17 protein-coding genes and 1 pseudogene are annotated in these 17,948 nt (G+C 64.3%); 7 read left to right on the top strand and 11 right to left on the bottom strand.

The annotated features are described in order from the left end of the window. Positions 1 to 19: 19 nt before the first annotated feature. The gene (locus ACMDCR_RS22640) at positions 20 to 691 is read left to right on the top strand and encodes a hypothetical protein (protein ID WP_413988790.1); all 672 of its coding nucleotides are present in this window, start codon (positions 20 to 22) and stop codon (positions 689 to 691) included. Positions 692 to 700: 9 nt separating this feature from the next. Here ACMDCR_RS22640 and ACMDCR_RS22635 read toward each other — a convergent pair whose 3' ends face one another. The 3 genes from ACMDCR_RS22635 to ACMDCR_RS22625 form a co-directional block, all read right to left on the bottom strand. After that, a complete protein-coding gene (locus tag ACMDCR_RS22635) occupies positions 701 to 1,636 on the bottom strand; it encodes a histone deacetylase family protein (protein WP_413988789.1) in 936 nt (311 codons plus the stop codon). 32 nt (positions 1,637 to 1,668) lie between these two features. Then, positions 1,669 to 2,532 (bottom strand): SDR family oxidoreductase, encoded by an 864-nt coding sequence (locus tag ACMDCR_RS22630; RefSeq protein WP_413988788.1) that lies wholly within the window; start codon positions 2,530 to 2,532, stop codon positions 1,669 to 1,671. 74 nt (positions 2,533 to 2,606) lie between these two features. After that, positions 2,607 to 4,373, bottom strand: a complete 1,767-nt coding sequence (locus tag ACMDCR_RS22625) for an acyl-CoA dehydrogenase (RefSeq protein ID WP_413988787.1) — start codon at positions 4,371 to 4,373, stop codon at positions 2,607 to 2,609. Positions 4,374 to 4,586: 213 nt separating this feature from the next. On the opposite strand from ACMDCR_RS22625, the gene ACMDCR_RS22620 reads away from it, so the two are divergent. Together ACMDCR_RS22620 and ACMDCR_RS22615 are read left to right on the top strand one after the other, a co-directional pair. Further along, positions 4,587 to 5,555: an L-threonylcarbamoyladenylate synthase gene (locus ACMDCR_RS22620; protein ID WP_413988786.1), complete on the top strand. Its 969-nt coding sequence runs from the start codon at positions 4,587 to 4,589 to the stop codon at positions 5,553 to 5,555. 330 nt (positions 5,556 to 5,885) lie between these two features. After that, positions 5,886 to 6,932, top strand: a complete 1,047-nt coding sequence (locus tag ACMDCR_RS22615) for a sulfotransferase domain-containing protein (protein WP_413988785.1) — start codon at positions 5,886 to 5,888, stop codon at positions 6,930 to 6,932. A gap of 54 nt (positions 6,933 to 6,986) precedes the next feature. Here ACMDCR_RS22615 and ald read toward each other — a convergent pair whose 3' ends face one another. Continuing rightward, positions 6,987 to 8,105, bottom strand: a complete 1,119-nt coding sequence (gene ald / locus ACMDCR_RS22610; protein WP_413988784.1) for an alanine dehydrogenase — start codon at positions 8,103 to 8,105, stop codon at positions 6,987 to 6,989. A gap of 152 nt (positions 8,106 to 8,257) precedes the next feature. Between ald and ACMDCR_RS22605 the strand changes: the two genes are divergently transcribed. Beyond that, the gene (locus ACMDCR_RS22605; protein WP_413988783.1) at positions 8,258 to 8,731 is read left to right on the top strand and encodes an Lrp/AsnC family transcriptional regulator; all 474 of its coding nucleotides are present in this window, start codon (positions 8,258 to 8,260) and stop codon (positions 8,729 to 8,731) included. A gap of 58 nt (positions 8,732 to 8,789) precedes the next feature. Here the strand turns inward: ACMDCR_RS22605 and ribB are convergent, their stop codons facing one another. The 7 genes from ribB to ACMDCR_RS22570 all read right to left on the bottom strand — a co-directional run bounded on the left by ribB (position 8,790) and on the right by ACMDCR_RS22570 (position 15,253). Next, positions 8,790 to 10,085, bottom strand: coding sequence for a 3,4-dihydroxy-2-butanone-4-phosphate synthase (ribB, locus tag ACMDCR_RS22600; RefSeq protein ID WP_413988782.1), 1,296 nt, complete (start codon positions 10,083 to 10,085; stop codon positions 8,790 to 8,792). Between the two features lie 158 nt (positions 10,086 to 10,243). Then, positions 10,244 to 10,594 (bottom strand): anti-sigma factor family protein, encoded by a 351-nt coding sequence (locus ACMDCR_RS22595; RefSeq protein ID WP_413988781.1) that lies wholly within the window; start codon positions 10,592 to 10,594, stop codon positions 10,244 to 10,246. Next, positions 10,591 to 11,043, bottom strand: coding sequence for a sigma factor-like helix-turn-helix DNA-binding protein (locus tag ACMDCR_RS22590; RefSeq protein ID WP_413988780.1), 453 nt, complete (start codon positions 11,041 to 11,043; stop codon positions 10,591 to 10,593). Before ACMDCR_RS22590 ends, ACMDCR_RS22595 begins: the two co-directional genes overlap by 4 nt. Before the next feature lie 153 nt (positions 11,044 to 11,196). Continuing rightward, positions 11,197 to 12,144 (bottom strand): nickel/cobalt transporter, encoded by a 948-nt coding sequence (locus ACMDCR_RS22585; RefSeq protein ID WP_413988779.1) that lies wholly within the window; start codon positions 12,142 to 12,144, stop codon positions 11,197 to 11,199. Between the two features lie 59 nt (positions 12,145 to 12,203). Then, complete coding sequence (locus ACMDCR_RS22580) at positions 12,204 to 12,851, bottom strand: DUF1007 family protein (RefSeq protein ID WP_413988778.1); 648 nt, start codon at positions 12,849 to 12,851, stop codon at positions 12,204 to 12,206. A 92-nt stretch (positions 12,852 to 12,943) separates the two neighbouring features. Beyond that, positions 12,944 to 13,645, bottom strand: a complete 702-nt coding sequence (locus ACMDCR_RS22575) for a DUF1045 domain-containing protein (RefSeq protein WP_413988777.1) — start codon at positions 13,643 to 13,645, stop codon at positions 12,944 to 12,946. Positions 13,646 to 13,666: 21 nt separating this feature from the next. After that, positions 13,667 to 15,253: a gamma-glutamyltransferase family protein gene (locus ACMDCR_RS22570; RefSeq protein ID WP_413988776.1), complete on the bottom strand. Its 1,587-nt coding sequence runs from the start codon at positions 15,251 to 15,253 to the stop codon at positions 13,667 to 13,669. A 365-nt stretch (positions 15,254 to 15,618) separates the two neighbouring features. Between ACMDCR_RS22570 and ACMDCR_RS22565 the strand changes: the two genes are divergently transcribed. The 3 genes and pseudogenes from ACMDCR_RS22565 to ACMDCR_RS22555 all read left to right on the top strand — a co-directional run bounded on the left by ACMDCR_RS22565 (position 15,619) and on the right by ACMDCR_RS22555 (position 17,735). Beyond that, a complete protein-coding gene (locus ACMDCR_RS22565; RefSeq protein ID WP_284316382.1) occupies positions 15,619 to 15,864 on the top strand; it encodes a hypothetical protein in 246 nt (81 codons plus the stop codon). 25 nt (positions 15,865 to 15,889) lie between these two features. Next, a pseudogene (gene puuE, locus ACMDCR_RS22560) lies at positions 15,890 to 16,783 on the top strand (allantoinase PuuE); the annotation flags it as partial. A 13-nt stretch (positions 16,784 to 16,796) separates the two neighbouring features. Then, a complete protein-coding gene (locus ACMDCR_RS22555; protein WP_413988775.1) occupies positions 16,797 to 17,735 on the top strand; it encodes an alpha/beta hydrolase fold domain-containing protein in 939 nt (312 codons plus the stop codon). The last annotated feature ends 213 nt before the right edge of the window (positions 17,736 to 17,948 follow it).

Raw genomic sequence — 17,948 nt, 5'->3', positions numbered from 1 at the left:
CGGATTCTGGTGATCGCCCATGCGCCGAATTGCCCTTGCCGTAACCGGCCTCGCTTTGCTGCTCGGTACCGCGTCCGTCGGTATCACCCAGGCCCTTGCCGCCAATGACACCACGAAGAACGCCCCGGGCACGCCACCTTCCGTCAGCACGCAGACGCCGACCACCACGGTGACGCCACCCGCCGGCGACACATCCGGCGGTGACGATAACGCCGCGTCGCAGACCCCGCCGCAGGTCTTCTACGGCGATGCCGATCTGCCGCCGCCGGTGAAGGATTTGCGCCAGAAATTGCTGGCAGCGATCAAGACGGGCGAACTGGAATCGCTGCGCCCGATCATCGCCGCCAATGGCGAGACGCCGGAACTCTCGGGCGGCGACAGCGACGATCCAATCGCTACGCTGAAGTTGTTGGCCGGCGACCCGAAGGGCCGCGAGATTCTGGCCATCATGGAGGACGTGCTAGAGGCGGGCTATGTGCATGTCGATGTCGGCACGCCGCAGGAAGCCTATGTCTGGCCCTATTTCGCCCGCTATCCCCTCGACAAGCTGACAGGCCCGCAGATGGTGGAGCTCTTCCGCCTGATCACCGCCGGCGACTTCCAGGACATGCAGGACAAGGGCGTCTATTCCTTCTACCGCCTCGGCATCAGCCCGGACGGCAAGTGGGAGTTCTTCGAGGACGGGGATTGAACTCCCAGCCTACGCCTGCATCAGCGTCGCCACATGCACGCCGGTCGAACGCGCCAGCGCCGTGAGGTCGTATCCGCCCTCCAGTACCGAGACGATGCGCCCATCAGCGGTCCTGTCGGCGATCTGCATCAGCGCGGAAGTCGCCCAAGCGTAATCCTCTTCCACCAGGTTGAGGCTGCCTAGCGGGTCGCGCGCATGGGCGTCGAAGCCGGCTGAGATCAGGATCATGTCGGGCGAGAAGTCGAGGATGCGCGGCAGGATCAGCGTGTTCATCGCCTCGCGGAATTCGGCTCCGCCCTGGCCAGCGCGCAGGGGCGCGTTGACGATGGTATCCGCCTCTCCCTTTTCGCTGCGCGCTCCGGTGCCGGGGTAGAGCGGCATCTCATGGGTCGAGGCATAGAGCACGCTCGGATCCTTCCAGAAGATCGCCTGCGTGCCGTTGCCGTGATGCACGTCGAAATCCATGATGGCGATGCGCTCGGCCCCATGCGCCCTCTGGGCGTGGCGGGCGGCGACGGCGACATTGTTGAAGAAGCAGAAGCCCATGGCGCGCTTGGGCTCGGCATGGTGGCCGGGTGGGCGGGAGGCTGAAAAGGCGTTCTTCGCCTTGCCTTCCATCACCCGGTCCACCGCGAGCGTGGCGCCGCCGGCCCCGCGCATGGCGGCCTCGAAGCTGCCGGGAGACATTGAGGTATCGCCATCGATCTGCACGATGCCCTCGTCGTCATGCGGGTTCAAGCGCTGCAGCGTCTCGATATAGGTGAGGGGGTGGCAGGCCTCGATCGCCTCGAAGGACGCCTCGGGCGCAAGTTCGCGCTCGAGACTGTCGAACAGGGGATCGGCCAGCATGGCCTCGACTGCCAGGATGCGGTCGACCCTTTCGGGATGCCCCCGCGGCGTCTCGTGGCGGGAATAGGCCGGATGCGTGACGAGCAGCGTTGTCATTCAGCGTGAAACCCGTTGGATATCAATAAGTATCAGAACATACTCTCCCCGATCACCACGCCGGGAGGCGGCGCCGGTTCGTCCGGCACGAAGAAATCGGGGGCTAGCGTCTCGCCGGGCACGGCCCGGTAAGCTTCGAAATCGGTGACGCCTTCACCGCTCAGAAACGAATCGTCGATCAGAAAGTTGCCCGAAAAAGTGACCGGCTTATGAAAAATCCGGTACGCGCAGTCGGCCAGGATGTCGGGCTTGCGCGACCTGCGCATCAGCGTCTCCCCGCCAAGGACATTCTTGATGGCGGCGGTGGCGATGGTCGTGCGCGGCCAGAGTGCGTTGACGCCGATGCGCCCACGCGTCTCGCCGGCGAGACCGAGCACCACCAGGCTCATGCCGAACTTCGCCATCGAATAGGCCGTGTGCGGGGCAAACCACTTTTCCTTCATGTCGAGCGGCGGCGACAGCATCAGGACATGCGGCCGCTCGGCCTTGGCGAGATAGGGGAGCGCGGTTTTCGATACAAGAAACGTGCCACGCGCATTGATCTGATGCATGAGATCGAAGCGCTTCATCTCGATATCGGCGACCTTGCTCATCTGGATGGCCGAGGCGTTGTTGACGACGATGTCGACGCCGCCGAAATGGCTGTCCGCCTTGGCGAAGGCTGATTTGACGCTCTCTTCGTCGCGCACATCAACCACCAGCGGCAGGGCCTTGCCGCCGGCTTTCTCGATATCATCGGCGGCGGTGTAGATCGTGCCCTCGAGCTTGGGATGCGGCGTCTCGGTCTTGGCGGCGATAACGATATTGGCGCCGTCCTGCGCCGCCTTGAGGGCTATGGCGAGCCCGATGCCACGCGAGGCCCCGGTGATGAAGAGTGTCTTGTTGGCCAGTGACATCGGCGTTTCCCTTGCGAATGAATATCATATAGGCGGCAAAGGCTGAGCGCCGTGCCCCTGACCCGGTTTGCCTATCAGAATACCGTCTCCAGGCCCGCTGCGACATAGCCGCTCATGGCGCTTGCCGCCAGGCCTGCGGCCTGCGGGGAAAGCTGGGTGGCGTAGAAATGGGCAGTATCCATGCGCAGGCGATTGGCTGGCAGATGCGGATCGATCGCCGCTGCGGCGAGCGCTTCCTTCGCTACCACGACGCCACCCGCCGCAATGGCGAACAGGCGCAGAAAAGGCGTGGCGCCGGACAGCACATCCTCCGGGCGCTCGTGCGGCTTCGACATGTAGGCGGTGGCCTGCTCCAGGGCATCGACGGCGTTCTCCAGAGCGGGAGCGAGGGCCGCGAAGCGTTCGCTGGCGGCGACGATTTCCAGCGCGGTACGCAGGCTCGCGATGAAGGCGCCGATCACCTTGCCACCATCGAGCGGCACCTTTCGGGTGACGAGGTCGATGGCCTGGATGCCGTTGGTGCCCTCATAGATCGCGGCGATGCGGGCGTCCCGGAAATGCTGGGCGGCACCAGTCTCCTCTATATAGCCCATACCGCCGTGCACCTGCACGCCGAGGGATGCGACCTCGTTGCCGATGTCGGTGGAGAAAGCCTTGGCGACAGGCGTGAGCAGGGCGGCGAGATCGGCGGCATGTCTACGCTTGTCGATATCGCTCTCGTGGTGGGATCGGTCGATGGCCTCGGCAAGCTGGTAGCATAGGCCCCGGGCGGCAACCGTCTTGGCCCGCATTTCCATCAGCATGCGGCGGATGTCGGGATGCTCGATGATCGGGCTCATGCCGCCTTCGCGCCAGAGTGGGCTCTTACCCTGCCGGCGCTCGCGGGCATAGGCGAGGGCGTGCTGGTAGGCCCTCTCGGCGATGGCGACGCCCTGCAGGCCGACGGCGAGGCGCGCATTGTTCATCATGGTAAACATGCAGGCGAGGCCCTTGTGCTCCTCGCCGATCAGGTAGCCGGTGGCGCCACCCTCGTCGCCAAACACCATCACGCAGGTTGGCGAGGCGTGGATGCCGAGCTTGTGCTCGACACTGGAGCAGAAGGCATCGTTGCGCCTGCCTGGATTGCCCGCGGCATCGGGGAGATATTTGGGGACCAGGAATAGCGAGATGCCGCGCGTGCCGGCCGGCGCATCGGGCAGGCGGGCGAGCACGAGATGCAGGATATTCTCGGTCAGGTCGTGGTCGCCATAGGTGATGAAGATCTTCTGGCCGAAGACGCGATAGCTGCCGTCCTCCCGTCGCTCGGCCCGACACCGCAGGGCGGCGAGATCGGAGCCCGCCTGCGGCTCGGTGAGGTTCATGGTGCCCATCCACTCGCCGCTGACGAGCTTGGCGAGATAGGTCGCCTGGATCTCGGGAGTCGCATGGGCGGAAAGCGCTTCCACTGCGCCGATGGTCAGCACCGGCCCGATGCCAAAGGCCATGGAGGCAGAGTTCCACATTTCCATGCAGGCGGCATTGAGAAGGAGGGGCAGGCCCTGGCCGCCGAATTCAGTCGGGCCGGACAGGCCGTTCCAGCCAGCGGCGCTCCAGTCCGCATAGGCATTGCGCCAGCCGGGCGCCGTCACCACGCCCTGTTGCTCGAGCCGGACACCGACGCGGTCTCCTTCGCTGTTGAGCGGCGCGATGCGGTCGGTGGCGAAACGTCCGGCTTCCTCCAGGACGGCATCGACGATGTCGGTGGTGGCTTCCGGATAGATGCCCTCGGTTTGCAATCCGTCGAGATTGGCGACGTGGCGCAGGGAGAAGGCGATGTCGGCAACGGGCGCTTGATAGGTCATGCGTGCTGGTCTTCTACTTAAGTCGCACGCCTTCAAGCTTGACGTAATGCACGCCCGGGGGCAATGCCGCATCATGATTGCATCAACAGAAGAGCGTTCAGTGGTGCTCGATGCCCAGAGTTTGGCGGTCTTCCGGCCGGCATGGACCTATCATGATCTGCGAAGGCGCTGCCAATGCGGGTCTGCAGACCGGCACGCCCGAGCATCGCGTCCATGACCCGCATCACCCGTCACCTCGATACCGGTCCATCCGCCATCGCCGAGGCCGCCGGGCTTCTCGTCCAGGGTGGCCTCGTCGCCTTTCCGACCGAGACGGTCTATGGCCTCGGCGCCGATGCCACCAACGGCCGCGCGGTTGTCGGCATCTATGAGGCGAAGGGGCGTCCACGCTTTAATCCGCTGATCGCGCACCTGGCCTCATTCGAGCTTGCCCGGGAGCAGGGCGTCTTCTCGCCGGCCGCCGCCCGCCTGGCCGACGCCTTCTGGCCGGGGCCGCTGACGCTGGTGGTGCCCAAGGCAGCGACTTGCACGGTGAGCGAGATCGCTACCGCCGGGCTCGACAGCGTGGCCCTGCGCGTGCCGGATCATGGGGTCGCCCACGCGATTCTGGCGGCCACCGGCCGGCCCGTGGCTGCGCCCTCGGCCAATCGCTCCGGCCATGTCAGCGCCACCACCGCCGCCCATGTCGCCGTGGATCTCGACGGGCGTATCGATGCGATCGTCGATGGTGGCAGCACGCAGGTCGGCGTGGAATCGACCATCCTCTCCTGTCTGGGCGACCGCGTCGCCATGCTGCGGCCGGGCGGCCTGTCCCGCGAGGCGATCGAGACGGTGCTGGGCTTTGCCCTGGCGGAGGGGCCGGAGGGCTCGGGCGACGAGCCACTGGCACCGGGCATGCTCGCCTCGCATTACGCCCCCAGGGCACAGGTGCGGCTCGACGCTGAGGGACCGCGGCTGGGCGAAGCCTGGCTCGGATTTGGCGGCGTCGGCCATGGCGGCGCCACTGTCGCCGCCAATCTCAGCACGACGAGCGATCTGACGGAAGCCGCCGCCAATCTCTTCGGCATGCTGCGAGCTCTCGACCGCCCCGGCATCACCGCCATCGCCGTGGCTCCCATTCCCTCGCATGGCCTGGGTGAGGCCATCCGCGACCGGCTGTCCAGAGCGGCTGCGGAGCGTTGAAGGATCGAACCAGGGAAGACAGAACGATCGCCATTGCCTCGCTGCGCTTTCAACCGCAGGCCGGCGTTCTGCTCCTCGACTGCAGTAAGTTAGTGTCCGCCAACATGACCGCCCTCACCTTCTGGAACGCCCCCGACCTCCTTTGTCTTCAGGGGCCGGGAGCTTAAGCGGTTAACGGTATGTCTGTCTCAGCGCGATATTTCTGTGCTTGTATAACGTGCAGAATTGGAACCGTTGTGTATCTTCCGAACTTTTTGTATCTAGTGAATGTTCAGCCGGGGGGCACGAAGTCCAGCCTATTCCAGTGCCACTTGGAGTGGATGCATCTTGATGGCGCACCATATACTTGTTGCTTGTATGCCGAAGTCGGCTTCGACATTCGTCACCAATGCTCTCGCGGTAGCGGCGGGACTGAAGAAGGTAGAGCTGGTGCCGGAATATGGGCGGCGCGAGCAGGAGCTGTGCGAGATACGGCTCGCGGAGGCGGCGGGGATCCACTACGTCGCCCAGCAACATACCAAGCACAGCAACTGGACAGAGCAGCTCTGCAACGAATATCGCGTGTCGATCATCGTGCTGGTGCGCAGCCTGTTCGACATTGTGGTCAGCCTGCGTGACCATATTCATCGGGAAAGCCCGGTGAGCTCGATGTTTTATCTTGAGAAGATGCACATCTCGCAGAACGATGCCGAGATGGAGCGCATGATCGTGATGCTCGCCATCCCCTGGTACATCAATTTCTACATGGGCTGGCGCAGCAGCAAGAGTGCGCGGATCTTCGCCTATGAGGATATCATCGCCGATCCGGAAAGGGCCGTCGGCGAGATGCTGGCCTTTTCGGGCGTGTCCCTGCGCAAGGAGCAGGTCGCGGCCGGCATCGAGGCGGCGAGCGGAGACGGCAGCCGCATCAATGTCGGCAAGGCAGGGCGCGGGCGCAGCCTGCAGGCATCGACTGTCTCGATGATCATGGAGATGCTTTCCATGTATCCCGATATCCAGGACGACGCCTATGTGCTGATGATGAAGGCGCAGGCGGCGGATATCCTTGCCGCGCGCGCGGATGAAAGCGAGGTGGCATTGCCGCTTGTCGTGCCGGCGGCCACGGTCAAGTCTGCTTCCAGGCAACCGCTCAGGAGGCGGATGGAGCGCTTTGTCCGTCGCAAGGTCAGGCTGTTCGGCGGCACGCGCAATCAAGCCATCGCCATCGGCCTGCTCGTGCTCGCGTGCGCCTATTTCGCCTTTCTGCCGAACTTGATCCCGAATTCGCTGGCGGGTGGGCGGATCGACGATTTTGCGGTGCCCGCCATCTGCGTCTTCTTCGCCGCAAGGTTGCTCACCCGGATCAAGATCAGGCGAGTGCCGGTGAAGGGGCGTTGAAGGAGATCGGAGCGGCAGTTCGCAACTGCCCTCCGCGGCGGCCACGACCAGGCTTTACGATGCGATCAGGCTCTCGGCTGGCACATAAGCCAGGCCATGGGCCTCCGCGACCGGATGGCAGGTGATCTTGCCGCTGGCGACGTTGAGGCCGTTGCGCAGGTGGACGTCGTCTCGCAGGGCCTTTTTCCAGCCCTTGTCAGCCAGCACCACCGCGAAGGGCAGGGTGACGTTGTTGAGCGCGAAGGTCGAGGTGCGCGCCACCGCCCCCGGCATGTTGGCGACGCAATAGTGCACGACGCCATCGACAACATAGGTCGGGTGGGAATGGGTGGTGGCCTTCGAGGTCTCGACGCAGCCGCCCTGATCGATGGCGACGTCGACGATCACCGCGCCGGGCTTCATGGTCTTGACCATGGCGTGGGTCACCAGCTTGGGCGCGGCAGCGCCGGGCACCAGCACGGTGCCGATCAGGAGATCGGCACGCTTCACCAGTTCCTCGATTGCCGAGCGAGTGGAGAACACGGTGGAGATCGAGGTGCCGAATTGGCCGGCGAGGCGCTTGAGCGCCTCGGCCGAACGATCGACCACAGTGACCTTGGCACCCATGCCTACCGCGATCGTGGCGGCATGCGTGCCGGAAACGCCACCGCCGAGGATGACGACTTCGGCAGCCGGCACGCCGGGCACGCCGCCAAGCAGCACGCCGCGGCCGCCTTGGGCCTTTTCGAGGCTGTGGGCGCCGACCTGCGGGGCGAGACGCCCGGCGACTTCCGACATCGGGGTGAGCAGCGGCAGGGCGCCGTTGTTGGAAGTCACCGTCTCATAGGCGATGCAGATGGCGCCGGAGGCGACCAGGTCATGCGTCTGCTCGGCATCTGGGGCGAGGTGCAGATAGGTAAAGAGGATCTGGTCCTTGCGCAGCTTATTGCGCTCGGCGGCCAGCGGTTCCTTCACCTTCACCACCATTTCGGCTTCTGCAAAGATCTGGTCGGCGCGTTCGACGATGGTGGCGCCCGCGTTGCGGTAGTCGTCATCGGAGAGGCCGGCGCCGATGCCGGCATTGGTCTCGACCATCACCTTGTGGCCGTGATGCACCAGCTCCGCCACCGAGGAGGGGATCAGCCCCACGCGGAATTCATTGTCTTTGATCTCTTTGGGAACGCCGATCAGCATTGCCATCCTCCTGCCTGCGGCCCTTGTTTTGGACAGGCCGTTTACGATGGCGCATAATGGCCGTGAAAACGAGCAATTTCTCGCGGATTTAGCTGGCATTTTATCAATTCTATCGCGTATTATGCGAAAAAATTGGAATTCAGGCGCATGAAATGTCAAAACTGGCGATTGATCTCGACAGGCGCGATCGTGCCATCCTCAACCTGCTGCAAGCCGATGGCCGCCTGAGCAATGTCGAGCTTGCCGAGAGGGTCAATCTCTCGCCTTCAGCCTGCCTGCGGAGGGTGAAATTGCTGGAGGAGCGCGGGTTGATCGCGCGCTATGTCATGCTGCTGGACGAGAAGGCAGTGGGGCTGCCGGGGGTCGCCTTCGTGCTGATCACTTTGGACCAGCAGGGCCGTGGCGCCCTCGACACGTTCGAGGCGGCGATCCAGCGCCATCCCGAAGTCACGGAATGCTGTCTCCTGGCCGGCGCCGCCGATTACATGGTGCGCGTCGCCTATGCGGATGCGGCCGATTTCGAGCGCATCCATACCGAGATATTGACGCAATTGCCTGGTGTGGTGCGCGTGCAGTCGACACTGGCGCTGCGCAGCGTGAAGAAGACGACGGCGCTACCGGTTTGACCGGGAGCGCAGCCGTCACAGCGACGTGCTCGCATGTCGCGATGTCAGCTCTTCCAAGCTATACGGTCTCCGTGCCCTTGATCTCGATGCCGAAGCCGGAGAGGCCGATATAGGTGCGCGGCTTGGTCGAGAGCAGCCTGATCGAGGTGACGTCAAGGTCGCGCAGGATCTGGGCGCCCAGGCCGACTTCGCGCCATTGCTCGCTGCGCACCGCTTCCGAGCCCATGTCCGAACCGTGAGTGACGGTAGGCACGCCCACCGAGCCGTCGCGTAGATAGATGATGACGCCGCGGCCGGCTTCCTTGAACTTGGCCAGCGCGTTGTTCAGCGTCTTGGCGCCACCGAAGACGTCCGTCACCACATCGGCGCGGTGCAGCCGGGTCGGCACGTTCTCGCCGTCGCCGATCTTGCCATAGACGAAGGCAAGATGATGCACGGTGTCGAAAGGCGTGGTGTAGGCATGGGCAGTGAGCGGGCCGATCTCGCTGTCGACTGTAAAGGTCGAGATCCGCTCCACTAGCTTCTCGCGCGCCTGGCGATAGGCGATGAGGTCGGCGATCGAAACCAAGTGCAGGCCGTGCTTCTCGGCAAAGGCGGCGACCTCCGGTCCGCGCGTCACGGTACCGTCGTCATTGGCGAGCTCGCAGATCGCCGCCACCTGGGGCACGCCGGCTAGGCGGCAGAGGTCGGTGGCTGCTTCGGTATGGCCCGAGCGCATCAGCACGCCGCCATCCTTGGAGATAAGCGGGAAGACGTGGCCGGGGCGCACGAAGTCGCTGGCCCCCATATTGCCGTTGGCGAGCGCCCGCACCGTGTTGGAGCGCTGCTCCGCCGAGATACCGGTGGTGAGGCCGTGGCGCACATCGACGGAGACGGTGAAGGCGGTGCCGAGCGGAGCGTCGTTCTGCGACACCATCGGGTCGAGCCGCAGGCGCTTGGCTTCTTCCTGCGTCAGGGGGGCGCAGACGATGCCGCAGCAATTGCGGATGATGAAAGCCATTTTCTCGGTGGTCAGATGCGAGGCGGCGATGATGAGGTCGCCTTCATTCTCGCGGTCGTCGTCATCGACCACGACCACGATCTCGCCGCGGGCAAAGGCCTCGATGGCGGCCTGGATCTTCTGATGCGACACGACAGTCTCCTTGGGATTTTCCCGCACCGGGGCAAGCCCCAGAAAGTCATTGGGGGTGACGCTGCCGCCTGTGGCCCCGGCGATGCGCGTGGCGGTCTCGCGCGAGATCCAGGCGCTGTCGTCGTTGCACAAGGCGGTGATGCTTGCAGGCGACAGCCCCACCGCCTTGGCGAAGGCGCTGCGAGGGGTTGCGGTCTGCTTGAGCCAGGCGTCGAGTTTCATGCCTGCGAAGGTAGGGATGCCGCGATTTAATTGCAACTGAAAAGAAGGGATATTTCAGTGACACTGAAAACCTGGGATCGCAGGCATCCTTGCCTGCTCTTGGAACGCTGCTCCCGAGGGGCAGGAAGGGCAGGCAAGGATGCCCGCGATCCCAGGAATTAAAACCCCACCAGAGCCCTGATCGTCGGCATGGCGTAATCCAGCGCCAGTCCCACCGCCACGCCCGCCGCGAAGGTGCCGACATAGAGCCAAAGCGTCGTGTCGTGATGCCAGGGTTCCGGCTTCTCGTTGCGCAGCTTGAGCATCATCGACAGCGGCAGCGGCTCGCGAGCGATCGGGGCGAGGGCGGCATGGAGGGCCTCGCTCTGGCGCTGCCAGGTGGCGGCACGTTCATTGCCCTGCGGATCACTTTCCAGCGCTTCGCGGGTCTCCCGCTCGACACGTGGCGACAGGCGACCGTCCACGAGGGCATTGAAGACACGGTCGGGAATACGGGCCGGATCCGTCATTTCACGATCCGCAACACGACATGCCGCTCGCCGTCGACCTGGCGCGCAAAGGCGGCCCTGGCTCGCGTGAGGCGGGCGATGAAGGTTTCTTCCCTGAGCGCCAGCACGGAAGCGGCTTCTTCATAAGGCATGCCTTCGACGCTGATCAGGGCCAGCACCTCACGGTCTGGGAGACCGAGGCGTTCGAATGCGCGCAGGATATCGGGTGGAGCGGCGGCGGCGGAGGCTGTCTTCGGCACGAGGCGCTGGGGCTTGACGCTGGCTTCACGTTCCTCGAGGTCGCGGCGGCGGGCGATGATCACGGTGAGGAGGCGGTGATAATCGAGGCGCTTGCCGTCATGGCTGGACAGGGCTTCGAGAACGAGGGCATCGGCTGTTTCGGAATCGCGGCAAAGCGCTCGGGCAAAGCGCCTCAGGCGCTGGACGATCATTTCAACCTGTTGGCCCATCGGTCGATCCTCCGGCCCTTCCGGCACCGCCTCTGGGGGCTGCTATGCCGGTCTTCCGAGTGTGCGTCCGCACGCCCCTGCGACACATGGCATCATACTGCGACGCTTTGTCATGGCAAAGTATTTTGCTCGTGATCGGCGCGCGTGCCGGCCCTACATCCCGGGCATGGTTATCACGGTGCTCAGCAGCAGCAGAGCCAAGCCGAGGGCAAACACAAGCAGCGCCAGGCTGGCTTCCACCGTGCGAACCGCCACCGCCGCGCCGAAGCTTTCGGGAGCGGCCATGCGCACGGCGAGGCTCTTGGCGCTCACGGCGATGGTAGCGATGAGGGCGATGGTGCAGGCGGTGCCGAGGCCCATCACGAAGGTTGAGATGACGCCGACGCCGTAGATTCCGAGCTTCCAGGTCAGCACGAGCACAACCAGCGCGCCCGTGCAGGGCCGGAGGCCGGCAAGCATGATGGCGCGGACATTGTTGCGCCTGGCAAGCGGGGTATCGGTGGGTAGTGCCAGATGCCCGCAATTCTCGTCATGCTCGTGGACGCTTGCACCAGCCAGGCCATAGCGGGCGGCAATCAGCCCCCATAGCGCCCGGCCCTTTCGCCAGAGCAGCCAGGCGCCAACGGCCATCACCATCAAATTGGAAAGCCGCTCGAGCGCGAGCGTGGTGTTGTCCATGGTGGCCGAAGTGGCGTTGAGCAGCCCCGCCAGGATAGTGACGATGACGACCGCCGAAACCGCCTGCGCCAGCGCGAAAGCGCAGGATAGCAGGATGCCGCGCTTCACTGCCTCCTCATTGGCGAAGAGATAGGAGGAGATCACCGCCTTGCCATGACCAGGCCCCGCAGCGTGGAACACGCCATAAATGAAGCTCGCGGTTATAAGTCCCCAACCGAGCGTGCCGTTCTGCTTGGCAGCCACCACGAGTTGGTTGATCTCGCGGTTGAAGTGTGCGGTCTGAAGATAGATCCAGACGAAAAAGGGGCTGTTGTTGAGAAAGCCAGGCAAATTCGGCTCGGGCTGGGTCACGCCGAAGGGCGAGGCGCGCTGCGCCAGGGCATAGCCCGTGCTGAGCAGGAGCACGGCGAGGGCGGAATACACGAAAGCGAATCGGCGCAATTGTGGGAATGACGTCGCCGATTCGCGAGCCTGCTCCGCCTTCACGGGCAGTTGACCTGGATGTTGTTGGCGAATTTGGCGCCGAAATTCTTGTTCTCGTCGAGCGCGCTGAAATAGGCCTCGTCGAGCTGCAGCGCTGCCTGCTTCTGGGCATCGCTCGGGGGCTTTGGCCGGATGATGTTGAGGGCGCAGCCCTGTGGAGCGCCGGTCATGCTGACGGGATTGTCGTCGCCGAGTTCGAAGTCGACATAATAGGTCGGGTCATAGATCTGCAGCGCCAGTGCCTTCTGGCCCTGCATCTGCGGCGAGGAGAGCGGCAGGAAGAAGTGCAGCGTGAGCACATTGCTGGCGTAGGTAAGATAATAGTCGACCGGCGGACGGAACAGCAGTTCCTTGCCACCAAGCTTGCCGAAGGTGAAGTAGCCGAAATCCTTGAGGTTCTCGACATTGGTTTCGGCGAGCGGCGCCAAGGCCTCGCGCGTATAGCCGCCGTCGGCGCTCTGCTGGATGCCCTGCGTTGCATAGGACGAGAAGGCTTCGTCGAAAGTCCAGTTCTGCTTCACCCCGGTAATCCGGCCCTGATTGTCGTAGACGATCTCACTCACCGAGGTGACGAAGACATGGGGATGGGCGTTTGCAGCACCCGCAAGGCAGAAGAGCAGGAGGGTGCCGAGTATCAGGCCGCGCATGGAGTATCCGGGATTATCAAATCCGGCGAGCCGGCATCAGCGATTCGCCGGTCCCGTTTGTAACCCTCCGACTGGGGCGGAACGATGGCCGGTCAGCCGAGCGGTGCGACCTTCACCACGCGGAACCGTCCGCCGGCCTCCTGCTTGAACAGGCCGAGGCGATCAAGGCGGAGATCCGGACCGACGCCGTTGTTTCGGGCGTGCTCGGCAAGGAGGGGACCAAATTCACCGGCTTTCTCGATGGCTCCGGTGAGGGTCATGTGAAAGCGGAATTCTGCCAGCACGTAGGGATAGCCATGGGCTGCGAGATAGGCCCGTTGCCTTTCGCTGAGGCGTGCCGGATTGCGTTTGGCGACCTCAGCCTCCGTTAGTGGGGCACGCAGGGCATCGAAATGCCTGACGACGGCTTCTTCCAGGCGCGCGAGTTCCACCGGAGGAGCCGCTGGTACCAGCGCCAGAAACGCATTATCCGGGCGCGAGGACGGAATGGGCGTGACGATCCATTTGGCCAGATCGACCGGCGCGTGCCCCTCCGCGAACTGCTCGAGGCTTCTCACCAATTGCGCTTCGTCGCTGTCTTCCCTCAGCCGGAACGGCGCCTTCAGCGTCGCATGAAAGCCATAGAGCCTGGGGTCGGCGGTCATCGCATGCCATCTGTCGGCGGAGACACCAAGTGGCTGCCATTGCGGAACAGCCTCGCCTGTATAGGCGTCATAGCCCAGCACCTCGCTGCCGAAGCGCCAGAGGGCGCTTTCCGGTGCGGGGACGTAGTAAACGGCATAGCGTGTCGGCATTCCAAGGGTCCCGGTCGGTTGTCACAGACCCAGCGCACCGCCGTCGGCGCGGGGATCGTGCATGGCTTCGATGCGGCCGTTCGCGGCATGGCGGACGAGGGCGCCGGAATGACCGAAGTCGTCCGCATAGGCCGGGCCGATGTCGACGGGATGACCGGCGCGGTCGAGGGCGCCGTAGAGCGCGTCGTCGAAGCGGCTCTCCATGAAGAGGAGTGGTCGTTTGCCCTCGGCATCGCGCTTGAGCACGAAACGCGGAGCATCGATCGCGTCCGCCAGCCTCTCGCCGAGCCGGTAGCGCGAGAAGGTCTGTGCCAGGATCTGGGGCTGGGCGTCGCCACCCATGGTGCCGAAGGGCATGAGGCGGCCGTCGGAGAACTGTGCCATGCCCGGATTGAGGGTGTGGAACGGCAGGCGCCCAGGAGCCAGTGCCCGCAGCGAGCGCGGATCGAGCGAGAAGGCCATGCCGCGGTTCTGCATCAGAAGCCCGGTCTTGGGCAGCACCAGGCCGGAGCCGAAACCCCAAAAGACGGACTGTATATAGCTGACGGCGATGCCCTCGCTGTCGATGGCCCCCATCCAGATCGTATCGCCGGGCGCGCCGGGCAGGGGGCCAGACCCGGCGTGGGACATCGAGATCGCTGCCGCCTCCTTTTCGAGAAAGGTTGGGGCCAGGAAGGCTGCCGGATCCGCCGTCATCAGAGCGGGATCGGCGAGGATATGGTTGCGGACGGCGGTCGCCTTTTTCGTCGCCTCCACCAGGCCGTGGATATGCTCGAAGCTGCCCGCGCGCCGGATGTTCAGGCGTTCCGCGAGGCCCAGAATGATCAGAGTCGAGAGGCCCTGGCTCGGTGGCGGCAGGTTGAAGACCGTGGCGCCGGGCAGTGTCAGGCTCAGCGGTTCGCGCAGCTTCGCCCGGTAGCGCCTGAGGTCGTCGCGGGTGACGAAGCTGCCGGCGCGCTCGAGGTCGGCAGCGACTTCACGGGCGGCATCGCCGCGGTAGAAATCGTCAAGGCCGGCGTGGGCGAGTTGATCGATCAATCCCGCCAAAGCCGGCTGCACCAGGCGCTCGCCCGCGGTGAGGGGCTGGCCGTCCTTCATGAAGAGCGACGCAAAGCCAGGGACTGTCTTCAGCTCCTCGAATTCGCGCGGCTCGACCCGGGCCTGCGAGGGCGATACGGGAAAGCCGTCGCGGGCAAGGCGAATCGCATCTTCCAGGAGGGCGGCGAGCGGCAGCTTGCCGCCAAAAGCCCGAGCCATGTCGGCGGCAATCTGCCAGCCGCCGATGGCGCCAGGCACGGTGAGGGCCGCGAGGGCCCCGCGCGCGGGAATAGTGTCGTGGCCAAGGTCTCGAAAGGCCTTGAGCGTCGCCCCCGCGCCGGCTGGCCCGCAGGCCTGGATGGCATGGACCCGCCTTTTCGTGTCCGTCACCAGCCAGAAACCGTCGCCCCCGAGGCTGTTGTTGTGTGGATAGACTACACCGATGGTGGCTGCCATGGCGATCATCGCTTCGATCGCATTGCCGCCCTGGATCAGGATGCGCTGGCCGGTCTCGCAGGCGAGGGTATGAGGAGCAGCAACGCCGGCATGGCCGAAGACGGGCGTTTCCATGGGCTATGTCACTTTCTCATTGCGGTTTTGTCATCCGCCTGAGGCGTAGCAAAGCGCATCCTGATGGTATAGAGCGTAGTCAGGGCCTGTTGCCAGGCATGGATTGGGTTTGACGGGAGCGATTTTGGCCGAATAGAAGGAGGATGAGGACGCAAGCCTTCCGGCCTGCTACGACATCCGACGCGCTAGTCGGCCAAAAGCGCCCGCCGCGGAGCGTGAGGTGAAAAATGGTCAGCTGCAGCGTCACATCGCTTGCCGATACGGATGTATCGGCGTGCGCGATGCTCCTCCCATCTGACCGTTTTTGACCTCATCAAACCCAATCCATGCCTGGCAACAGGCCCTGAGACTTCGTGGGATACGACATGCCTAGCTCTGACTCATCCATCAACTGGACCAGCCTGATCACGATCTGCTCGGCCGCCATTCTCATCGGTACCGAGCTTCTGGGCGCGGCCTGGGCCTCTGGTTGGGCGCTGGCCGGCTTCTTCCAGCTCGGCTCGACGGTGGAGACCATCCTGCAATGCGTATTCGCGCTCTGCGCGCTCTATGCGATCTTCGTCTTCCTCAGGCAGGCCAATCGCGTCGAGCCCGTCTTCAAGCGTAACTGAGCCTGGCGCCATGTCCATCTCGCCGCTGCCCTATCCCCGCGACCTGCGCGGCTATGGCCGTCACACGCCGGATCCCAAATGGCCGGGCGGCGCCAAGGTCTGCGTGCAGTTCGTGCTGAACTATGAGGAAGGCGGCGAGAACAACATCCTGCATGGCGACCCGTATTCGGAGGCGTTCCTCTCCGATATCATGGGCGCCACCAACTGGCCCGGGCAGCGCCATTGGAACATGGAGTCGATCTATGAATATGGAGCCCGCGCCGGTTTTTGGCGGCTGTGGCGCCTGTTCACCAGCCGCAAGGTGCCGGTGACCGTCTATGGCGTCGCCACGGCGCTGGCGCGTTCGCCCGAGCAGGTCGCGGCGATGCAGGAGGCCGACTGGGAGATCGCCAGCCACGGTCTCAAATGGATCGAATACAAGGACGTGCCGCCCGAAACCGAGCGGGCACATCTCGAACAGGCGATCGCCCTGCATCGCGAGGTTACCGGCGAGAGGCCGCTCGGCTTCTATCTCGGCCGGGCCTCCATGAATACCAGCGAACTGGTGATGGAGGAGGGTGGTTTCCTCTATTCTTCCGACAGCTATGCGGATGATCTGCCCTATTGGGTCACCGGGCCGAAGGGGCCGCATCTCATCATCCCCTATACGCTCGAGGCCAACGACATGCGCTTTGCCACGGCGCAGGGCTTCAACACAGGCGAGCAGTTCTTCACCTATCTGAAGGACACGTTCGACGTGCTCTACCGCGAGGGCCAGGAAGGCGCACCGAAGATGTTCACCATCGGCCTGCATTGCCGCCTTGTCGGTCGGCCCGGCAAGTCGGCGGCGCTGGAGCGCTTCGTCGACTATGTGCGCTCGCATGAGGATGCCTGGATCGCCAGGCGCATCGATATCGCCCGCCATTGGCGGGCCATTCATCCGGCCTGAACCGATGGGAGCGAGCCTGGCCTCGCGCTCCCTCCATGCCCTGTTCCGCGTGATCAGGGTAAAGAGCTGGGCCAATCCGCCCGTCCTCAATTTCTTCATCCGGCTCAGCCGCAGGAGCGGGGCGGCGATGCCATCGAGCCGGTTGCGCTCGCTCTGCACTGTGCAACTGAGGCGGGAGCATGGCGACAGGGTTTTTGATCTGGTGCCGCGCCGGGGCGGCAAGTCCTCCTCCCACAACCCGCCCTTTCATCTCTTCTATCTGCATGGCGGCGCCTTTTCGATCGATATCGGCTTCGTGCATTGGCAATTCATCGAGACCATGATCCGCCTCACTGGCTGCAGCGCCCGCGTGCCGCTCTATCCGCTGGCGCCCGAGCACGGCCATGAGGAGGCGCTGGCGAGCGCGCTCGCCCATTATCGCGCGCTTTGTGCCGAGGTGGCGCCCGAGCGCATCGTGATCATGGGCGATTCGGCCGGTGGCGGGCTTTCCCTGGCTTTGGCACAGGCGCTGGCTCCGGCCCGGCTGCCGCAGCCCGGCCATATCGTGCTCCTCTCACCTTGGCTCGACCTCACCATGAGCGATCCCGCCACGCTGGCGCAGGAAGCGCATGATCCTGTGATCAAGGCCGAAGCGGCTCTTGCGGCTGCTCGCATGTATGCGGGGGACCTGCCCCTGGAAGATCCGCGCGTCAGCCCCGTCTATGGCGAGGTGCGTGGACTGGCTCCCGTCACCGTACTCACCGGCACCAGCGACCTCCTCTATCCCGACGCGCGTCGCTTCGCCGACCGCATGAAGGTGGAGGGCCAGCAACTCGATCTGTGGGAATATCCGGAAATGGTGCACGCCTGGATGCTTTTGCCGCTGCCGGAGGCCTTCCAGGCGCGCGAGCGGATCGCAACGATGCTGCTGGGCAGGTTCAGGGCGGCGGCGATGGCTGGATAGCGGTCCCGCGCCGTTCTGTCGTCTCTGTTACCCGGGTAACAGAGACACCCTCGCGTTTGCGCCATAAGGAAAGTCGCAGCGATCGAGGTTTCCCCGGCTGAGAGAGCTGCTCTTGCCTTTTCCTCCATGTGCGCTTTCGCATAGGAGAAGGCCGGCGAATCCAGTTCCCTTTGGGTCAATACCGGCTGACCCGCGGCGCTTCGAAAAAGTTGC

Origin of the sequence: Labrys okinawensis, assembly GCF_047345005.1 — a bacterium.
Lineage (GTDB): Bacteria > Pseudomonadota > Alphaproteobacteria > Rhizobiales > Labraceae > Labrys > Labrys okinawensis.
The sequence above is the reverse complement of the archived record's forward strand: the minus strand, read 5'-3'. Positions and strand labels throughout refer to the sequence as shown.

Bases quoted from the DNA above. Each gene is read 5' to 3' on its own strand.
- ACMDCR_RS22640 (WP_413988790.1), top strand. From the start codon at position 20: ATGCGCCGAATTGCCCTTGCCGTAACCGGCCTCGCTTTGCTGCTCGGT.
- ACMDCR_RS22635 (WP_413988789.1), bottom strand. From the start codon at position 1,636: ATGACAACGCTGCTCGTCACGCATCCGGCCTATTCCCGCCACGAGACG.
- ACMDCR_RS22630 (WP_413988788.1), bottom strand. From the start codon at position 2,532: ATGTCACTGGCCAACAAGACACTCTTCATCACCGGGGCCTCGCGTGGC.
- ACMDCR_RS22625 (WP_413988787.1), bottom strand. From the start codon at position 4,373: ATGACCTATCAAGCGCCCGTTGCCGACATCGCCTTCTCCCTGCGCCAC.
- ACMDCR_RS22620 (WP_413988786.1), top strand. From the start codon at position 4,587: ATGACCCGCATCACCCGTCACCTCGATACCGGTCCATCCGCCATCGCC.
- ACMDCR_RS22615 (WP_413988785.1), top strand. From the start codon at position 5,886: ATGGCGCACCATATACTTGTTGCTTGTATGCCGAAGTCGGCTTCGACA.
- ald (WP_413988784.1), bottom strand. From the start codon at position 8,105: ATGCTGATCGGCGTTCCCAAAGAGATCAAAGACAATGAATTCCGCGTG.
- ACMDCR_RS22605 (WP_413988783.1), top strand. From the start codon at position 8,258: ATGTCAAAACTGGCGATTGATCTCGACAGGCGCGATCGTGCCATCCTC.
- ribB (WP_413988782.1), bottom strand. From the start codon at position 10,085: ATGAAACTCGACGCCTGGCTCAAGCAGACCGCAACCCCTCGCAGCGCC.
- ACMDCR_RS22595 (WP_413988781.1), bottom strand. From the start codon at position 10,594: ATGACGGATCCGGCCCGTATTCCCGACCGTGTCTTCAATGCCCTCGTG.
- ACMDCR_RS22590 (WP_413988780.1), bottom strand. From the start codon at position 11,043: ATGGGCCAACAGGTTGAAATGATCGTCCAGCGCCTGAGGCGCTTTGCC.
- ACMDCR_RS22580 (WP_413988778.1), bottom strand. From the start codon at position 12,851: ATGCGCGGCCTGATACTCGGCACCCTCCTGCTCTTCTGCCTTGCGGGT.
- ACMDCR_RS22575 (WP_413988777.1), bottom strand. From the start codon at position 13,645: ATGCCGACACGCTATGCCGTTTACTACGTCCCCGCACCGGAAAGCGCC.
- ACMDCR_RS22570 (WP_413988776.1), bottom strand. From the start codon at position 15,253: ATGGAAACGCCCGTCTTCGGCCATGCCGGCGTTGCTGCTCCTCATACC.
- ACMDCR_RS22565 (WP_284316382.1), top strand. From the start codon at position 15,619: ATGCCTAGCTCTGACTCATCCATCAACTGGACCAGCCTGATCACGATC.
- ACMDCR_RS22555 (WP_413988775.1), top strand. From the start codon at position 16,797: ATGGGAGCGAGCCTGGCCTCGCGCTCCCTCCATGCCCTGTTCCGCGTG.